Annotated in this window: 23 protein-coding genes; 9 read left to right on the forward strand and 14 right to left on the reverse strand. The window is 42.2% G+C overall.

The window, feature by feature from the left end:
• Window positions 1-114 precede the first annotated feature (114 nt).
• Together BLR82_RS04890 and BLR82_RS04895 are read right to left on the reverse strand one after the other, a co-directional pair.
• Entirely contained in the window at window positions 115-423 is a 309-nt protein-coding gene (locus BLR82_RS04890; protein ID WP_074597847.1) for a hypothetical protein, read from the reverse strand.
• Between the two features lie 32 nt (window positions 424-455).
• The gene (locus BLR82_RS04895; RefSeq protein WP_074597848.1) at window positions 456-962 is read right to left on the reverse strand and encodes a GNAT family N-acetyltransferase; all 507 of its coding nucleotides are present in this window, start codon (window positions 960-962) and stop codon (window positions 456-458) included.
• A 120-nt stretch (window positions 963-1082) separates the two neighbouring features.
• On the opposite strand from BLR82_RS04895, the gene BLR82_RS04900 reads away from it, so the two are divergent.
• A complete protein-coding gene (locus BLR82_RS04900; protein WP_074597849.1) occupies window positions 1083-1475 on the forward strand; it encodes a DUF1259 domain-containing protein in 393 nt (130 codons plus the stop codon).
• A 103-nt stretch (window positions 1476-1578) separates the two neighbouring features.
• Here the strand turns inward: BLR82_RS04900 and BLR82_RS21240 are convergent, their stop codons facing one another.
• Both BLR82_RS21240 and BLR82_RS04910 read right to left on the reverse strand, forming a co-directional pair.
• A complete protein-coding gene (locus BLR82_RS21240; RefSeq protein ID WP_074597850.1) occupies window positions 1579-2052 on the reverse strand; it encodes an isochorismatase in 474 nt (157 codons plus the stop codon).
• A 12-nt stretch (window positions 2053-2064) separates the two neighbouring features.
• Window positions 2065-2706, reverse strand: coding sequence for a Type 1 glutamine amidotransferase-like domain-containing protein (locus tag BLR82_RS04910; protein WP_245693643.1), 642 nt, complete (start codon window positions 2704-2706; stop codon window positions 2065-2067).
• Between the two features lie 77 nt (window positions 2707-2783).
• Between BLR82_RS04910 and BLR82_RS04915 the strand changes: the two genes are divergently transcribed.
• Window positions 2784-3212 (forward strand): VOC family protein, encoded by a 429-nt coding sequence (locus BLR82_RS04915; protein WP_074597851.1) that lies wholly within the window; start codon window positions 2784-2786, stop codon window positions 3210-3212.
• On the opposite strand, the gene BLR82_RS04920 is transcribed toward BLR82_RS04915, so the two are convergent.
• From BLR82_RS04920 to BLR82_RS04930, 3 genes are all read right to left on the reverse strand, one after another.
• Window positions 3209-3394 (reverse strand): hypothetical protein, encoded by a 186-nt coding sequence (locus tag BLR82_RS04920; RefSeq protein ID WP_074597852.1) that lies wholly within the window; start codon window positions 3392-3394, stop codon window positions 3209-3211. The two genes, BLR82_RS04915 and BLR82_RS04920, sit on opposite strands and share 4 nt — an antisense overlap.
• Before the next feature lie 35 nt (window positions 3395-3429).
• Entirely contained in the window at window positions 3430-3720 is a 291-nt protein-coding gene (locus tag BLR82_RS04925; RefSeq protein ID WP_074597853.1) for a DUF5316 family protein, read from the reverse strand.
• Window positions 3721-4043: 323 nt separating this feature from the next.
• Window positions 4044-5186 (reverse strand): DEAD/DEAH box helicase, encoded by a 1143-nt coding sequence (locus BLR82_RS04930; RefSeq protein ID WP_074597854.1) that lies wholly within the window; start codon window positions 5184-5186, stop codon window positions 4044-4046.
• Window positions 5187-5304: 118 nt separating this feature from the next.
• On the opposite strand from BLR82_RS04930, the gene BLR82_RS04935 reads away from it, so the two are divergent.
• The 7 genes from BLR82_RS04935 (at window position 5305) to BLR82_RS04970 (ending at window position 10387) form a co-directional block, all read left to right on the forward strand.
• Window positions 5305-5766, forward strand: coding sequence for a GNAT family N-acetyltransferase (locus tag BLR82_RS04935; protein WP_074597855.1), 462 nt, complete (start codon window positions 5305-5307; stop codon window positions 5764-5766).
• Window positions 5767-6070: 304 nt separating this feature from the next.
• A complete protein-coding gene (sigY, locus tag BLR82_RS04940) occupies window positions 6071-6595 on the forward strand; it encodes an RNA polymerase sigma factor SigY (protein ID WP_074597856.1) in 525 nt (174 codons plus the stop codon).
• Entirely contained in the window at window positions 6588-6932 is a 345-nt protein-coding gene (locus BLR82_RS04945) for a YxlC family protein (protein WP_074597857.1), read from the forward strand. Before sigY ends, BLR82_RS04945 begins: the two co-directional genes overlap by 8 nt.
• 296 nt (window positions 6933-7228) lie before the next feature.
• On the forward strand, window positions 7229-7432 hold the full coding sequence (locus tag BLR82_RS04955; RefSeq protein ID WP_074597859.1) for a PLD nuclease N-terminal domain-containing protein: 204 nt from the start codon (window positions 7229-7231) through the stop codon (window positions 7430-7432).
• Window positions 7432-8337 (forward strand): ABC transporter ATP-binding protein, encoded by a 906-nt coding sequence (locus tag BLR82_RS04960; protein ID WP_074597860.1) that lies wholly within the window; start codon window positions 7432-7434, stop codon window positions 8335-8337. The genes BLR82_RS04955 and BLR82_RS04960 overlap by 1 nt, the downstream gene beginning before the upstream one ends.
• Window positions 8334-9113 carry an ABC transporter permease gene (locus BLR82_RS04965; protein WP_074597861.1) on the forward strand — a complete coding sequence of 260 codons (780 nt, stop codon included), beginning with the start codon at window positions 8334-8336 and terminating at the stop codon, window positions 9111-9113. The genes BLR82_RS04960 and BLR82_RS04965 overlap by 4 nt, the downstream gene beginning before the upstream one ends.
• A 512-nt stretch (window positions 9114-9625) precedes the next feature.
• Window positions 9626-10387 carry a class I SAM-dependent methyltransferase gene (locus BLR82_RS04970; RefSeq protein WP_074597862.1) on the forward strand — a complete coding sequence of 254 codons (762 nt, stop codon included), beginning with the start codon at window positions 9626-9628 and terminating at the stop codon, window positions 10385-10387.
• A 193-nt stretch (window positions 10388-10580) separates the two neighbouring features.
• Here the strand turns inward: BLR82_RS04970 and BLR82_RS04975 are convergent, their stop codons facing one another.
• From BLR82_RS04975 to BLR82_RS05005, 7 genes are all read right to left on the reverse strand, one after another.
• On the reverse strand, window positions 10581-12089 hold the full coding sequence (locus BLR82_RS04975; RefSeq protein ID WP_074597863.1) for a BCCT family transporter: 1509 nt from the start codon (window positions 12087-12089) through the stop codon (window positions 10581-10583).
• A 487-nt stretch (window positions 12090-12576) separates the two neighbouring features.
• Entirely contained in the window at window positions 12577-13095 is a 519-nt protein-coding gene (locus BLR82_RS04980; protein ID WP_074597864.1) for a hypothetical protein, read from the reverse strand.
• Window positions 13092-13760 (reverse strand): ATP-binding cassette domain-containing protein, encoded by a 669-nt coding sequence (locus tag BLR82_RS04985; protein WP_026771585.1) that lies wholly within the window; start codon window positions 13758-13760, stop codon window positions 13092-13094. The genes BLR82_RS04980 and BLR82_RS04985 overlap by 4 nt, the downstream gene beginning before the upstream one ends.
• A 13-nt stretch (window positions 13761-13773) precedes the next feature.
• Window positions 13774-14592: a hypothetical protein gene (locus tag BLR82_RS04990; RefSeq protein WP_074597865.1), complete on the reverse strand. Its 819-nt coding sequence runs from the start codon at window positions 14590-14592 to the stop codon at window positions 13774-13776.
• On the reverse strand, window positions 14589-15413 hold the full coding sequence (locus BLR82_RS04995; protein ID WP_074597866.1) for a hypothetical protein: 825 nt from the start codon (window positions 15411-15413) through the stop codon (window positions 14589-14591). Before BLR82_RS04995 ends, BLR82_RS04990 begins: the two co-directional genes overlap by 4 nt.
• On the reverse strand, window positions 15400-16173 hold the full coding sequence (locus BLR82_RS05000; RefSeq protein ID WP_074597867.1) for a hypothetical protein: 774 nt from the start codon (window positions 16171-16173) through the stop codon (window positions 15400-15402). The genes BLR82_RS04995 and BLR82_RS05000 overlap by 14 nt, the downstream gene beginning before the upstream one ends.
• 21 nt (window positions 16174-16194) lie before the next feature.
• On the reverse strand, window positions 16195-16971 hold the full coding sequence (locus BLR82_RS05005) for a hypothetical protein (protein WP_074597868.1): 777 nt from the start codon (window positions 16969-16971) through the stop codon (window positions 16195-16197).

The raw sequence follows: 16971 nt of genomic DNA on the forward strand, positions 1-16971 counted from the left end.
CACCCAAACTATTCTTAGACCCGGAACAAGGATATCCATCGCGGAAAAGTATCCCTGTACCAATCGCGCTTGGGCGAATGACGTCAATGTCTCTTCCTTTCCACAACAAAAAAATTAACTCCTCACGTTTTGCAAAACGTGCCGAGCCTGGGCTGCATATCTTTTTTTCACCAAAAAGTCATACTGGGTAAAGGTTTCTCCTGTTCTGATCGGTTGAACCGTCCCGATTGGTACATGGTTTTTCTGGTGGGACGTTACGTTGAAAGGAATTCCGTTTTGCTCAAGCCGGGAAGCGATCCTGCTGTATTCTTCTAATGAAAACGCAGAATGAACCACTTTGAACCAGATTGCCTTTCTGAATTTTATGGCAATGCTTATTGCGATAATTAGAAACAGTACTACGGCGATCAAGGTATCCTCCATCGAAATCCCCCCCTCTCTATTCTTGTCTTACCTCATAACAAGCGCACGTAGCGGACTGACTGGTAACGCTCGTCTTGGAAACTTCCATAGTCCACCTGTTTGCAATGTAATTGAAACCCTCGAGCCTCGTAAAACGGAATCGCCTTTTGGTTTCCTTCCGCTACGGACACCCATTGCTTGATTGCTCCCAGCCTTTTTTGCTGTTCTGTGACTGCCTCAAGCAACATGGTTCCTATCCCTTCATTCCGGCGAACCGGATCTAGATAAAGCACATATATCTCGCCTTCCTTTTCTTCTGTCATTCCCCCGCCCGCTGCTCCGACTACGTTTCCCTCTTCCAGCGCTACAAACCAGCCGCCCCAGTATCTGTCGGTTTGTTCGATTTCCTTCTGAATACGTGACTCCTTATAAAATTCTTCAATGACTTTTTCAATATATGCCGCACTTCGCAATTCCCTGTATGTAGCCCAATTGGCTTCCGTACATACACTGGCAATTCCAGCAGCATGTTCCGGACGGGCTTTTATTATGGTTATCAAGCGGCTTCCCCTCTTTTCTTTTCACAGACTAGTAAGATTTCATTTTTTCTGAATCTAGGGTGTACGTTTTGCTTCATAGGGAAATAGATTTACATAGATAATTTAAAGGAGATGACTTGTATGCCAGATATCCAGGAAATAGCGAAAACGTTCGGTGACATCCTCGGTGTGGAGGCCGAAGTCGAGGACGGAATGTGTGAAGCAGAAAAAGAACGGGACTTGGACGTTACGGTCCAAGGGCGGCCCTTCAAAAGCGAATTGTCGATGGAAATTCATTTTGAATCACTTGAAGAAGACGGTACTGCTTTGAACCACGCTGAAATCGTAGTACTCCCGGAAGAAATACCCGAATTCACCAGGACCCTCGGTAAAAATGATCTTACGATAACAGCCTTGCACAATCATTGGTTGTTCGCCGAGCCAAACATTAAGTACCTCCACGTTCAATCTGTTGAAAAACCGGAAATATTTGCCCAGAAGCTTTCAAACGCCATTTCTGTTTTAAAAGATTAGAAAATTTAAAGGGTCTTCATATAATTCGAGGACCCTTTTTCTACGATTTTTTTCGCATATTTTATGCTACTTCCAAACTACGGAAAAGCATCTTTCTCTTAGTTTAAAAGTCCACGTTCATGTGATACTGTAAATACTGATCTATATCCGGAGTGCCGGCTGGGTTGTTTAACACCGCCATCACCCAGCAGTCCCGTTCAAAGTTCAGCACCTTGAGATCCCAAGTGCAGGCTATCAGCCCTTTAGGGGTACAATACTCAAACTGCGGTTTTTCTCCATGTTTCGAGATATACACATGATGGTTGAGTTCATTTTCATTGGACCACCAGTCGATGAAAATAAAATCCGAATCCTTTCCGTCGTGTACACCGATAAAACCTACACCATAGCGGTCCTGTTTGACAGCTGGAAAAGGCACGGTCTGCAATGCTAATGTTCTGGCTGTTTCGACAAGTTCTTTCCTAGGATGTACCCCCTGATAGGAAATACCGTAAACCTTCATCCGCCAACCTTGCTTTTGCCAAATTTCTAAGAAGCGAATCGAACGTTTTTTATAGTCGTCAGCCAATTGAACCATTTTACTCCCCCTTTAACCTTTCATTACTCTGATATTTCCCTCTGTTAGAACCAATGACTGATTCTTAAAATAACACCCAGCAGCATCATCTATGCCATAACCCGTGGGAACGGCCGTTTTCCGCAGTGCTTTTTGCAGGTTTGCTTCTTCTTGCCACTTCGTAAAATGGGCACTGATGACGATATCTTCAATTAACTTCAAACCAGGAAGAAATAAATGTTTTCCTTCCTGATTATCGACAGGAGGTATGACACAGTGCTCCGGACTGATCAATGCCCCTGCAGAAAATCCAGCGACCGGCACTCCTGACCGGTAACGTTCCCTTATCCGTTCACCAATTGGCGTATCTACTATGTAGTCGTGGTAGCGCACGGTATCGCCTCCACCGATGATGATACCACTACACGCAGCCAACTTTTCCAACGCCTGCGCAGAACTCTCAGCTCGGAGCGGAATGTAATAAAAGTCCTTGAGGCCATGCTGCATCAATACCGAAGTATACTTCGACATATACTCCTGCCAGCCCTCTCTTTCCAGGAATAAAATCGCAACTTTTTCAGATCCTTGGCTGGCGGTTTCAGCAAAAACTTTTCCCAACTCTGGTGTAAATGGCGGACTCCCGCCGAATAGAAATAAGTGTTGTATATTAATCACCCGCCTTTTTAAGATTTTATAGCTTTTCAGACAATATGGTAAAATGAGCTCAACCGATTGATGAAAGGAGAATTTTTATGCCATACGAACTCGATCACGTTGGAATTGCAGTCCGTGATTTAAAAGCAAGCATTGCTTTTTATCAAAACGTCCTGGGCGGAAAACTCATCGACCGCTATCGAAGTGAAACAAAAGGGGTCGAGAGCGAAATTGCCATTATGGAAGTGAATGGAAGCCGGACGGAGCTGCTAAAGCCGACGAATAACGATACCTCCCCCATTGCCCGTTTCATCAGGCAAAAAGGCAAGGGAGTCCACCACATAGCCTACCATGTCCATGACTTGGAAAAAGCCTTGGAGGATTTAAAAACAGCAGGAATCCGCACCTTGCCTGACAGTTTTCGTGTCAACAAGCACGGCCGCCGCTTGGTTTATTTGAATCCAGCTGATACAGAAGGTACCATCATCGAATACTGTGATTATCCTGAGAATACAGAAAAAAATTAGCCACCGAAACCACCACCGGGCGGCAGCTTGTCGAATTGGCTTCTCGCCCGTTCCTCCGCCTGCATTTGAGCAGTCGATTTACTAGAATCAGGCGACTTCATGTTAAATTTGAGCTTTAAGATGATGGCAATGACTACTATCACCGCAATTGCTCCCCAGAAAATCCAGCCAAACATCGTCATATTAAATCCCTCCTTATGTTAGGATTCAAACTTTATCATGCAATCAATAAATAAAATAGGATAGCTGAACAGATATTGGGAACGGCAGCTTTTAACGAAAACAACATCATGCCATACCTTTCTTGTCTTGTCTGTTTTGTTTCCGAATGAATATTCCTTCCATATTGCTGACCGCTGACAAAAGCCCCGGATGTCAAACCGGCAAGAGCCACACAAAGCAATGCAGCCGCTCCCGTAATCTTATAAAGATACGTAAAATCGACTGTAAAAAAAGCTGTAATTAGTGCCACTACAATCCCGATACACCCAAAATATATAGCCTTCATACAAAACACCTGCCTTTTCCCTCATTACTACATATACGAATAAGTCAGCCAAAAAGTTCCAAAAAAATGGAGGGGGACAGTCCCCGAAACCGTTTAAAAAAGCTGTTTTTTGCTTTTAAGAGCGCTTCGGGGACTGTCCCTTTTTCTGGTTATTTCGCAGTAGAAAGCGGTTTGGGGTCAGACCCCAAACCGCTAGAAACCTCGTCAACGCAAGGTTTCTGCTTCTCATTATCACTTTAATACGCCTTTTGGGGTCAGTCCCTCCACCGGTCATTTTTTGGTTCAGAACGCGTCGAGGGACTGACCCCTCTTCTTGTTCCCCTCTAATAAGATCGCAAGGTGCCTTTGTAGAGTTTTTTTCTGGTTATCGGGATGTTTAGTTGGCTGCTATATCTTTTGAGTTTCTTTTCCTCTTGTTCTGTTATAAGGGAAAGGACTTCTCCTCCAGTAGTTCCAAGCCGTCCGGTTCTTCCCGCGCGGTGGATATATTGGTCTGCCTCTCCAGGCAGATCGATGTTGATGATATCGGTAATATCCTTGATATCCAGCCCTCTTCCAGCTACGTCTGTCGCCAAGAGAAGATCCAATTCACCGGAACGGAAAGCCTTGATTGTCCGCTCTCGCTCCTGTTTCTTGGAATCCCCATGCAGGATACCAGCGTTGATTCCCTTGTATTCCAGCTTTTCAGCAAGGACAGTGAGACTGCCGATATCATTCCCGAAGGCCAACGCTTTTATATGGTCCTTACGACGAATCAGTTTGCGCAGGACTTCCAGCTTTTCTCGTGCCTCTACTACTAAATAGCCGTGCTCGACAGGAGGGGTATCCGTTTCTTCTCTGCCAACACGAATAATGGATGGTTCTTCCATCATGTACAAGGCGGCCTCCTCCACTGCTTTGGAAATGGTAGCAGAAAACACCAGCAGCTGCCGCTCGATCAAGGTGCTTTTGATGATGGACTGGATTGTTTTCTCATGCTCGGTAACCACTAATTGATCCGCTTCATCCAATACGATCGTTCTCACTTCATGCATCTTCAACTTCTTTTTATTGATTAGTTCCTGCACTCTTCCCGGTGTACCGGCTATAATTTGCGGGCGTTTTTTCAGCTTTTCCAGCTGGCGTTTGATGTTCGCTCCGCCGATAAGCGATGCACTGCCAATTCCGCTTCCGGCAGCCCAGGTTTGGACTTCCTGATGGATTTGCATGACCAATTCATGAGAGGATGCAAGAATCACTGTCTGGACATGCTTTTTTTCTGGATCTATTTTTTGTAAAAGCGGCAATATGTAAGCAAGCGTTTTTCCGCTTCCGGTCGGTGATTCCGCAATCACATCTTTTCCTTGAACTATCTCCGGAATTGCTTTTTTCTGGATTGCTGTCGGCTCTGTAAAACCGGCCTTTTCCCACGCTGAACGCAAATACGGTCGGGGCTCTGAAAATAACGTTTTAATTCCTTGTGGCATTTATAAAAAATCCTTTCTTTCGTCTTTATTCATTTCTAGTATTAGCGCTACAATTCCACCCTACTCTTGTCCATTATAAGCTATAATACAAGGAAACCGTTAATAGGGGGAATAAAACGTGAAAATCCATGAAACCCGCGACTGCCAAACCATCGCAAAACTGAACGAAACCGTACACCAGCTTCACAGACAGCTTTATCCCGATATTTTCGCTGAATACAATGCCGAAAAAGCGCTTGATTTCTTTGAAAGCATCGTCGATAAACCGGAATTTACCTTTTTACTCGTTGAAGAGGACCAACAGCCCGCCGGCTTTGCCTGGTTTGAAAAAAGAACCTATCCTGGCATTGCCTATCTGGAAACACACCAATCCATTTATGTCCATCAAATAAGCATAGAAAACGCTTATCAAGGTAAAGGATTTGGTTCCAGGTTAATGGAAGAAATTTTCTATCGAGCCGCATCTGAAAGAATCAACCGTGTTGAATTGGACTATTGGACCGCCAATGAATCAGCCAAGACTTTTTATCATCACCAGGGCTTCCAGCCGTACCGCGAAAGTGTGTATAAGCAGTTATGAGTGGTATCCCTGTTGATTTTATCTCTCTAAAACGTCTGTCAGCCTGTACGTTATTTTAAGCTCCGTTCATTATTAACAGTTGATAAATGGGTTTATGGGAATTAACGATGAAACAAGTATTATGAACTCGTTGAATGAGCAACAATATTGTTGGTTTTTTGGTCAAATAGTTAACTTACAAGTAAACTTAATAAATACTATTAGGTGGCTAAACGTTTTTGTTGTGGTTCTTGTATTTTTTAAAATGAACGATTTTCCCAGTTAGTCGTATTACATAAAGATTATATTATATGGAGTAGATTTTATGGATGAAAAGGATTTAATTCGAAAGGCGAAAAACGGAGATACAATAGCGCTTTCGAAACTGCTACAACAGAATTATTCGTTCCTCATAAAGTATTTAATGAAAGTTACCCTTCATCCACAAATCGCAGAAGATTTAACACAAGAGACGATCATGAAGTGTATTGAAAAAATCCAACTGTATAATGGTGAATCCAAGTTTTCCTCATGGCTCATCACAATCGCAACGAACCTTTTCATCGATCAACAGCGTAGAAAGAAGCGGGAGAAAAACTGGCTAGAGCAGGAACAGGCGCTCCGAAAAATGAAATGGAATGCAGCCAATATGAACGAAGAATGGGCAGATGTACTTGATGTACTTGCCCAAATGAATGAAGAAATACGTATGCCAATCGTGTTAAAGCATTATTATGGATATTCATATGAGGAAATTGGAAAAATGATGGGTATTGCAGAAGGAACAGTAAAATCTCGGGTTTCAAATGGTCTAAAAAGTGTACGAAAGGAGTTGGCTGAACTTGAATGAGTATGATTCTAAAAATAGTAATTCTATGTTGGATGATGAAGATGAATTGACGGTTAAGCAATTAATAGATGGTTTAGAAAAACTGGATCAATGGAATCCAGTATCTACTCCAAACTTACAATGGTTTCAAGAAAATGCTGAATTAGAGAAAAAAAGAATACGAAAAAAACAATGGAAAGACCTCCTAACATTTATCTCTGTTGCAGTATTTATGCTTTCAGTTGTGATTGCTGTCGTTTATCGTCAGCCAATTAATTTTCTTTATTTTCAGCTTGTGGGGATTATCTTGCTGCCCTTGGCTCTTAACAAACCTAGAAAGAAGGTCAGTAATGTATGAATTCAAACAAACTAAGTAGCATACCGCTTTGGTTATTGGTCGTGACTGCATTCATTCTGATTTGCCAGGGCTCATGGATGTTTTGGGATGCGCGTAAGAGGGGACACAATGCTTGGCTATGGGGCTTTTTGGGCCTTATTCAATTTCCAACATATCTTATTATTTATCTTATTTTTGCAAGAAAAATATTTAAAAGAAAGGTCTCAGGATCAAACTCCTGAGATTTTTTTCGTGAGTGAACGATTAAATGAATGTAATCGTATTACGGGTAAATAAGCAATTTGGAGGAGAAAAAAATGAATGTACCGTTAAATGAAATCCCTTGGGGAGCGATTGCGCCAATTCTTGTCTTACAATTAATTCTTATGATTACCGCATTAGTTTCTTGTATCAGAGAAGAAAAAACGAACGGACCAAAATGGTTGTGGATCCTTTTTATTCTCTTTATCAGCTTAATAGGACCAGTGCTTTATTTCGTTTTTGGAAGGAGAAATAATTAATGGAGTTATTAAAGGCAAGCGATTTAGTAAAAGGATATGGGAATACGAATGCTGTTAATGGAATCAATTTCCATATTGAAGAAGGCAGGTGCGTTTCATTACTTGGACCAAATGGAGCAGGTAAAACAACGACATTAAAAATGCTATCCGGATTGTTGGAACCGACTTCAGGTAGTATTGATTTTAAAGGCGAAAAAGCAAAGGATTTAAGGCCGTTTATTGGGTATTTACCTCAATACCCTGCTTTCTATAATTGGATGAGCGGAAAGGAGTTTCTTGTTTTCGCAGGACAATTAGCAAAGCTGAATCGTAAAGAAGCAGAAAAAAGAAGTGAAGAATTACTTGAACGAATGGGCCTCGCGAATGCGAAGAAAAGAAAAATACGGGGGTATTCAGGTGGAATGAAGCAGCGCCTTGGATTAGCACAGGCACTAATTCATCGTCCGGAATTACTTATTTTAGATGAGCCTGTTTCAGCACTCGATCCACTTGGTAGACGGGAAGTGTTGGATATGATGAGAGAGATTAAAAAGGAAACAACCATTCTCTTCTCCACTCATGTCCTTCACGATGCAGAAGAAATAAGTGACAGCATTTTGATCATGCATGCCGGGGAAATTGCGATATCAGGTAGCCTGAGAAGTGTAATGGAAGAGTATCGACAACCTATTTTACAAATTGAATTTGAAGCACCGGCTGCCGATTGGCTAAAAAGCATAGCGAGTTATAGCTTTGTATCTGAAGTAAACATTCAAGGTAATAAAACCAGCATCGTATTAAAAGATATGGTAAATGGGAAGCAAACATTATTAAAAGATATCGTGGAGCGAAAACTTCCGGTTCGTAAGTTCGAGATTTCTCAAACAACATTAGAAGATTTATTTATGAGGGTGGTGAAGTCATGACACAATGGACTGTTCTTTATCGAAAAGAAATGACGGAAATGGTGCGAAATTATAAAATTTTATGGATTCCAATTGTCTTTATTTTGCTAGGTGTCATGCAGCCGGTTAGTTCGTATTATATGCCGGAAATTTTGGACACTTTTGGCGATCTTCCAGAAGGTACAATCCTTGAAATGCCTCTTCCAACTGGGGCAGAAGTATTAATGCAAGTTCTATCTAATTATGGGATGCTTGGTGTACTTATTCTAGTTTTGAGTGCAATGGGTGTCGTTTCCTCAGAAAGACAGAGTGGAGTAGCAGGTATGGTCATGATTAAACCAGTTCCTTATTCCTCGTATATATTATCGAAATGGGCTGGGTTACTTACAATTACACTCATTTCATTGTTTATCGGCTATGTAGCTTCTTGGTATTATACGAGTTTACTCATTGAAACAGTCGCTTTTGAGCGCATTTTTCAAAGTGTAGTGATCTACAGCATATGGTTAGTTTTTGTTGTTACATTGACGCTCTTTTTTAGTACGATAATGAAAGGAAATGCAAGTGTCGCTTTTGTTACAATTTTAGTGATCTTTTCCATTTCGTCGGTTACGTCGATTCTAGGAAAGAATATGACGTGGAGCCCGGCCAAAATGCCTGAGCACACAGGACAGGTCTTGTTGTCAGGAGAACTAGAGTCTGGCTTCTTGCTCGCTCTTATTACAACTATTGCTATTATCATCGTCGTTCTCCTCTCCTCTATCCAAATCTTTAAGCAAAAAGAGCTACTCGAATAAAATTTGTGCAATAATGAACACTATTTGATACAAAACAGTGGAATATATTAGCAACATATATTCCACTACCATGTATCATGTGGTCCAAAATTGTTCAAGCAATGTTATTTTCCAACCTATTTTCACCCATATAATCATTTCCAAAACGTTCATATAAAAATTAATTCACTAGAAATTACCTGTATTTACCCCCCAATTAATACGATTACTGGTTCATCCGACCTGTTTTGTAAAAGATAACAGATCGCAAAACAAACGTGGCTATCATAGAATTGGAGAGTATATACCTTAACAAGCAACTTGCGGGGTTTCCAGTATTCGAAATTCCATCACCCCCTAATTAATAGAGTCGCTAGGAAAAATTGATTCGTGAAAAGGGCTTGATACAGAATGTGGTAATTTATGATACACTCAGTTTATCAATTAAAACGCCAAGACATTGATCATTCCATTTACAAAGCATAATCGTTACAGACGAAGGCGTACTATAAATTTATAAAGGAGATGATACGGTGTTAGGTTATTATCATAAACTTTCTTCAGAAGTATATGATATGGACAAGTATATTGGTCATTCATTTGGAGATGTTGAATTTTATAGCGATCGACTAGCCTCTTGTGAGGGTCCTATCCTTGAACCGGGAGTTGGCACTGGACGAATGCTTATCCCGCTCTTAGAAAGGGAGTTGAAAGTGGATGGCATCGATGTTTCGCAAGAAATGATAAAAATATGCCGTAATCACTGTGATGAGAGAGGACTCAGCCCCAGACTATTTGAAGGACAGATGGAATCATTTACACCAGACACTACATATGAAGTTATTATCGTCCCGAATGGAACATTCTTGCTGTTACATAAGAGAGATGAGTCTATTAAAGCACTTAAAAATTTTTATAACCACCTCTCTAATGGAGGTAGGCTGATTTTAGATACTTTTCTAGAAACTGATTTTTCAACTGACAAAATATCAACGAGAACTTGGAAAACGAAGAATGGCGATATTATTACATTGGAATCAAAAGTAGTCGAGGTTAACTATTTAAACCAGTACAAAATATCTCATAACCGCTACGAAAAATGGAATAATGGCGAGCTAATCCAAACAGAATTAGAACAATTTCCATTGCGATGGTATGGAGTTGAAGAGTTTAAACTGATTCTTGAAAAGATAGGATTTGGAGACATAATTATTTCAGCTGACTATAAGTACGGACAATACCCAACCGATTCGAGCCAAATGATAACATACGAAGCTACTGCAAAAAAAGCGTAAGCTATTTATCTATGATTAACGGGAATTTCAATACCAGAACAGCCTCACAAAACATTTGATTAAATAGATTACGTACTTGTTAAATTAGCAGACAAACGAACGTCCGTTTAGTAAGCCTATTTTAACAGAGCTTTTCATAAAATGCATTTTCGTGAAACTAGCAAAAAACCGGCAGCTTGCCTGCCGGTTTTCTTCAATTTGTCGGAAGCTTGCCGAATTCTTCCCGAAGCCCTTTGATCAACGATACGATCATCACCAGTATGATCACTGTGAACGGCATCGCAGTCATGATTGCTACTGCGCGTAGAGCTTCCAATCCTCCGCTTAGTAGCAAAACCGCTGCCGTAATCGAAATTAGAAAACCCCAGGAAAGCTTCGTCAGCGTCTTAGGATTCAGCGTACCTTTTGAAGACAAAACACTTAACACATAACTTGCAGAATCAGCTGAAGTAATGAAGAAAATCGTGATCAACAAAATACCCAATATATTCAGCACCAATCCAAGCGGAAGGTTGCCAAGCATCATGAAGAATGCCACTTCCTCATGCTCTTGTGCTCTTGAGGCAATGTCGATACCTTCGCTGATCTGCATATGCAAGCCGGTGCCGCCCATGATGGAAAACCATATCGCCCCAAGCAAAGCCGGGACAAACAAGACACCGAAAACGAACTCTCTGATCGTCCTGCCTCGTGAAATACGGGCAATAAACGTACCGACATAGGGTCCCCATGCAATGACCCAGGCCCAGAAGAAAATCGTCCATTGCCCCCTCCAGGAACCATCGGAATATGGCGACAACGATAAGCTCAGCGGGATATATTGACCGATATACTGCCCGACCGCCGTCGTAAAGCTTTCCAATAAAAATGCTGTCGGGCCAAGGACAAGCACGAAAACCATCAGCACACCTGCGATGATAATGTTGCTTGAGCTTAAGTAGCGCATGCCTTTGTTTACTCCTGAAACCGCCGAAGTGATGAACAAGCCAGTGACAACTGCAATGATAATTAGCTGGGTCACTTTACTATTCGGCGTTCCGAAGACTTCGGAGATACCGCCGCTCACTTGCATGGCACTTAGTCCAAAGGTTGTTGCCACTCCAATTGCGGTAGCAAGCGTGGCAAAAATGTTAATTACTTTTCCCACTACTCCATCCGTCCGTTCGCCAAGCAAAGGATAAAAGGCATGGCTAATCAATCCGGGCCGATTTCTCCTGAATTTAAAAAACGCCATCGATAAGCCGATGATCGTAAATACACCCCAGGGCTGGAGCGCCCAGTGGAACACACTGTAAGTCAATGCGGCTTTTGCCGCTTCATTTGTTTCCGCCTCGTAGCCCGGTGGCGGTTCGACATAATGCAGGACTGGTTCTGCCACGCCCCAGAAGACGAGACCGACGCCCATCCCTGCCGCGAACAAAAGTCCGAGCCACGTAAAAAATGAGTAGGTTGGCTTGCTGTCAGGCTTGCCCAGCTTCAAATGCCGGTAAGGACCGATGGCAAGATACAAGCAAGTCAATACAAAAATAGTCGTAGCCAGCATGTAAAACCAGCTGAAGTAATTGCGCATCCAGTGCAGACCGGCAGTCGACGCCTGGCTCAACTGTTCTGGAAAAAAGACTCCCCATGCGACGAACAATACGATGATGCAAAAGCTGACGTAAAAAACGGCACCAGGCGCTTTCTTTTTCGCTCTGTCCATATTTCCACCTCTTTCCTCGGTACAGCTCATCCTTTATGCTGTACCCACTCCCGTAAAGAGCTAAAACAGACGGAAAAGGAAAAACAGCTATCCTGTGGATACCTGTTTTTAAGAAAGGTTCTGTCCGCCAACTTTATCTCTTTCTCATAATAGTTTTGATAGAAACTTCGACGTAACGTGCAAACAGCTAACTATCATCCAATATAAAATTATCAGTCTCTTCGCTTCCTTGGGACCGCGGTTGCTCATACATCGAAGACATTAGTTCGTAAAAGTCCGTTGCGTCTTCCTTTAAAGTTCCATAGCGGGAGATTTTCGCCCTAATAAATTCAGCAGATAACTATACCTTTTACTTACCAGGAAGTGTTTCATAGCGGAGTGTTTATCCGCAGCGATAGATTACCACTCGTCCAATCGAGGAATGAAAGAAATCATAAGAAAGTTACGCAATTTCTATCTTGCCCGAAAACACCTTTAAGAAAAGATGCTAAAATTCAACTGCCATCCCATACCTTTTGCCTTGTTTATACGCTTTCTCAACCAGTTCCGGATACAAATCCTGTACAATATAAAGCTTGCCTTGCCCCTGTCGGTCCTCGACTTTGACTTCATAAGTCAACTCGATTTTCTCTTGCTTCCCGGGCTCCATGTTTAGCAGGGCATTTATGTCAAAATCCCCTTGGTTCGTTTGGTACACATCCCTACCGTAAGCAAGCTTGGTTTCGATGGCTTTCACCTTTGAAATTGCTTCTTCCGAAGTGTTCTCCAACTCCATTGTCACGGTGCACTGTATCCACTCCTGACCATGCTGTTCCTCGGTTTCCTCGCCAAAGCGGACGTCTTCCACTGTCAGTACGGCATCCCCTAAGGAAATTTCATCTCCTACTGCAAAGGATTCAATGCTGTATTCTTTCGCCACCCCTTTGTTGACCGCATAGACTCGCGCCGAGTATGCCGCCACAACGGCAACGACGAGAAGTAATGCCAAAAATCTTTTCCTGTTCACGCGGAATCACCTTCCAGCGCATAGTGATCGACGATTTTGCCGTTTTCCATCATGAAAATCTCGTCGGAAAGATAATCCAGCTCCTCCTTATCATGGCTTGCAATCAAAATACATTTTCCATCTGCTTTGAGATCGAGCAGCACTTTTTTTATTTCCTCCACTCCGTCAGAATCGAGGGCGTTTGTCGGTTCATCCAAAATAATCAGTTCCGGCTCTTCCATGATCGCCTGGGCAATTCCCAGCCGCTGCTTCATCCCCAACGAATATTTGCGATATTTCCGTTTGTCATCAGGGTCAAGACCGACCATCCGAATCGACTGTTTAATCTTTTCATCATCGACGATTTTGTTGATTTCAGCGAGAAGCTTCAGGTTTTTAAAACCTGTGTATCCATTTAGAAAACCCGGGTATTCGATTAACACACCGACACTCGGCGGAAAGGAGATATCCTCCCCAAGCGTTTTCCCGTCTACTTTCACGGAACCTTTGCTAGCCCGTATCAATCCACAAAGCAGGCGGAACAGCATCGTTTTTCCCGATCCATTTTTACCGCGGAAGCCATAAATTTTCCCTTTATGTAAGGATAAATCAATATCCGCCAATACCTGTTCTTTCTTGATTTGTTTTGAAACGTGATTGGCTTCTAAAAACGCAGTGCCAGTCATCTTGTTTCCCCCTTTATAAAATGTCCTTTCGCCTGTATACCAGCAAAGCAGCTATGGATAAAACGATAAACAAAGCAGCACTGTACAGATAGGAAAATTGCCAGCTCAGTGCGTGCTCTAGATCAAAGATTTCCTGCCTTAAAATCATCGAATGGATAGCAGGCAGCCATCTGCTGTCGCCTATCGTCGAGATTCCGAGCAACAGAACGACGATTAAAAACAAAACGACCGGATCCAAAAATTGTACGAGCAGCAGTTGAATCATCGACAGAACCAACGTCGTCACGATGTAGCCGATCAGCAACTGTGCCATCAATTGCAACGGCGATCTATCAAGCTGCAGCATCGGCATGATGTGGTGTTGATAAAAAGGCGTAACTTCCAGAGAAAAGTGGCCGAGCACCAATCCCGTCACACAGAAAACAACCAGAAACAACCCCACAAACAGTCCAGTCGTCTGCAAAATCAACCAGAAAAGCTTTGCCAGAAGAAAAGTTGTTTTGGAAGAACTGCGGATGGTCACATAGAGCGCGTTTCTCCCCAAATCGTGTACATAATAGTCACTGAGCAAAAATAGCGCGACAGTTTGAAAGAAAATCCAATCGACAGGGACTTGATAATTATCAAGATTCAAAAAGTATCCTTCATCCTTCAACATAAAATAGAGGACATCGACACTGCCGGCAGAGTCTATGCCTTGCAGCTGAAGCGCTTTGCCTGCCGCCAACAACGCCGTAAGAATAAAAAAGATACCGTACTTTATTTTGCTGTAGGAAAAGCTGTAGGCTATATCGCGATAGAGCAACCGCGTAAAGACAAGGCGTTTTCTCATTTCAAAAAATCCTTTTTTTCATAAAGCAACCCGGTTATCCAATATAAAAAAAGGGATAGAACAAATAAATAGAAGCACTTATAATAGATGTGTACAGGATGCAGCCAGTCTTCAAGGGATAGTGAAGCAAAGAAAGTGAAAAATTCAAATGGAACCATGCCCGTTCTATCTAGTCCAGACATAGCTAGCAGGATGATGAAAATAATCGCTATATTTTTGATAAATCGTTTAAGAAACAACGCTAGAAAAAAGATTAACAGAAAACTGAGAAACTTGGTCACAAAAACTACCGTCAATACTCTCCCTGTAGAAACATAAGGCACGACGGATGAAAAAAGCTGTTTATCACCTAATAATTCATATAAAATGCTGTCCTTGGTAATCCAAGTATTGTCAAACCCGACAATCAGTCCACTTAGCACGTACGAAATAAATAACAGGCAAACAGTCAAGATGAACGAAACAATCACAGCGAAAGCGGCATGAGTTTGCCATAATGTGAACCTTGAACCGATTTTCAGGACCACATTGCTTCTCTCCTGGTACTGCACTAGCAAGTGGACGATACTGACGATCAACGGGATCGCCAGGAAAGTGAGCATGGAATGATTCGTGGTTCCGGAGATTTGATCAAGAAATACGACTAAATCCATAACCCCTGCTTTTTCTATCAATCCTTCCTCTCTGGAGCCATAGGAATAGAAGACAGAAAAAATCAGCCCCAGAATGATAAGCAAGAAGTAAATACACACATAGAACCAACGACTTCCAAGGGATGCAATACCTTTGCGGGTGATCGTCCATACGTTAGATTGTTTCATGTTTGTACCCCTGGACAATACACCAAATAAACGAGCCGAAGATACCGACTGCCAAGTAAGTCGTGCCGGCGAAATTCCAACTGCCGTTGTATAAAAACACCGCAGAAATACTATGCGAAAAAGGAACCAGTACATCTAAAGCCATAAAAACCAGTAGTGGCAGTATCAAAACGATGTACCGGTTCTTTACCAGTAATGAAAACGCCAGGCCAAGAGAGGCCAGCATACCGCCCAGCAAAAAAATGAGCAGCACAACCACCAGTACATAAGCAAACGGGCGCTCGTAAAACAAGCCCGGCAGCAAGTTACCATCTTGAACCAGGTTCATCCCGAAATAGTAGTTGTTTTCAATTAACGGATATGCTGCCATTTCAAGCAGAAAATTGAGGATTAATGGAAATACTGCCACCACTCCGCCTATGACAAAATTAAAAACATAACGAACGAGAAAATATTTTTTCTTTTCCACTTTAGTCAAGATGTTTTTAATAAAACCTGTGTTTGCATCCTCAGCGTGTGAATCTGCAAAAGCAATCGAAGCAAGAAGCGGCACAAGCAACGCATATATGTAATACAAGCCTGCTCCTTCAAGGTAAAACCAGGAGATGAAAGCACTTCTCGGATACGTATAATAGTAATCCTCTGTCACATGCTGCGGCCACGTCAGTATAGCCGGAACAACGGCCAACACAACCCCCGCCACTATTGCCAGCCAAAACGCAGGACGTATAGAAACACGTTTCCATTCCATTTCCAGCATGGAACCCCCCCCTTTTTTTCTCTAGTAAAATTCTTTCTTAGTGTATAACTTGCTAGCCAGGAAATAAGCAACTGCATTCCAAAACAGTAAATAGACAAGATTAAACATTTGATCCTGCCAGGACAGCCATAACGGTATTTCAATATGAATCGGATGTAAGAACACCGAAAAATCGAGTAAATAGGGAAATGGCGTTCCGAACAAAACCATCATGCCAATAAACGTGAGTGTTTTTTTACGGAACACTGTTTGGAAGCATAAAACGAACATGCTGACCATCATTAAATATAAAAAACGATTGCTCCATATGTAGAACCAAACTTTCCAACCCGTCACGTGCGGAGCATAAAACGGGAAATGCGCTTTATTGTCGAGAAAATAATAAATCGCGCCCGATTCCTCTCCCCATAAATTGTCCAGACTGCCGGTCAAGAAATATGCAGCTGACAATCCAGCCGCTGCCATCAAACAAATCAACAAAAAGTTGAAACAAACAGCAAAGATTACATGTTGAGAGAACAACTGTTTTTGCTGCTTTAGCCTGGTGACGACCATTACGGTTTCCATCCTGTCTATCATCAATGGAAATACTAGCGTAATAATGGGAAGTGCACCATATAGCAGCACAGTCGCACCTGCGCTTCCACCGCTTTGCAAATTCGCTATATAGTCAAATAAAGAATGATTATAAGGCCCCGATAGGGACATGGCAATCGAGGCAATGATCACAAGCAGCGCATAAAACAAACCAGCCACTAAGAGTTTCCAGGACCAATAACCTCTCCAAAACACCCGCAT

The organism is Sediminibacillus halophilus, from assembly GCF_900103695.1.
Classification (GTDB): Bacteria; Bacillota; Bacilli; order Bacillales; family Amphibacillaceae; genus Sediminibacillus; species Sediminibacillus halophilus.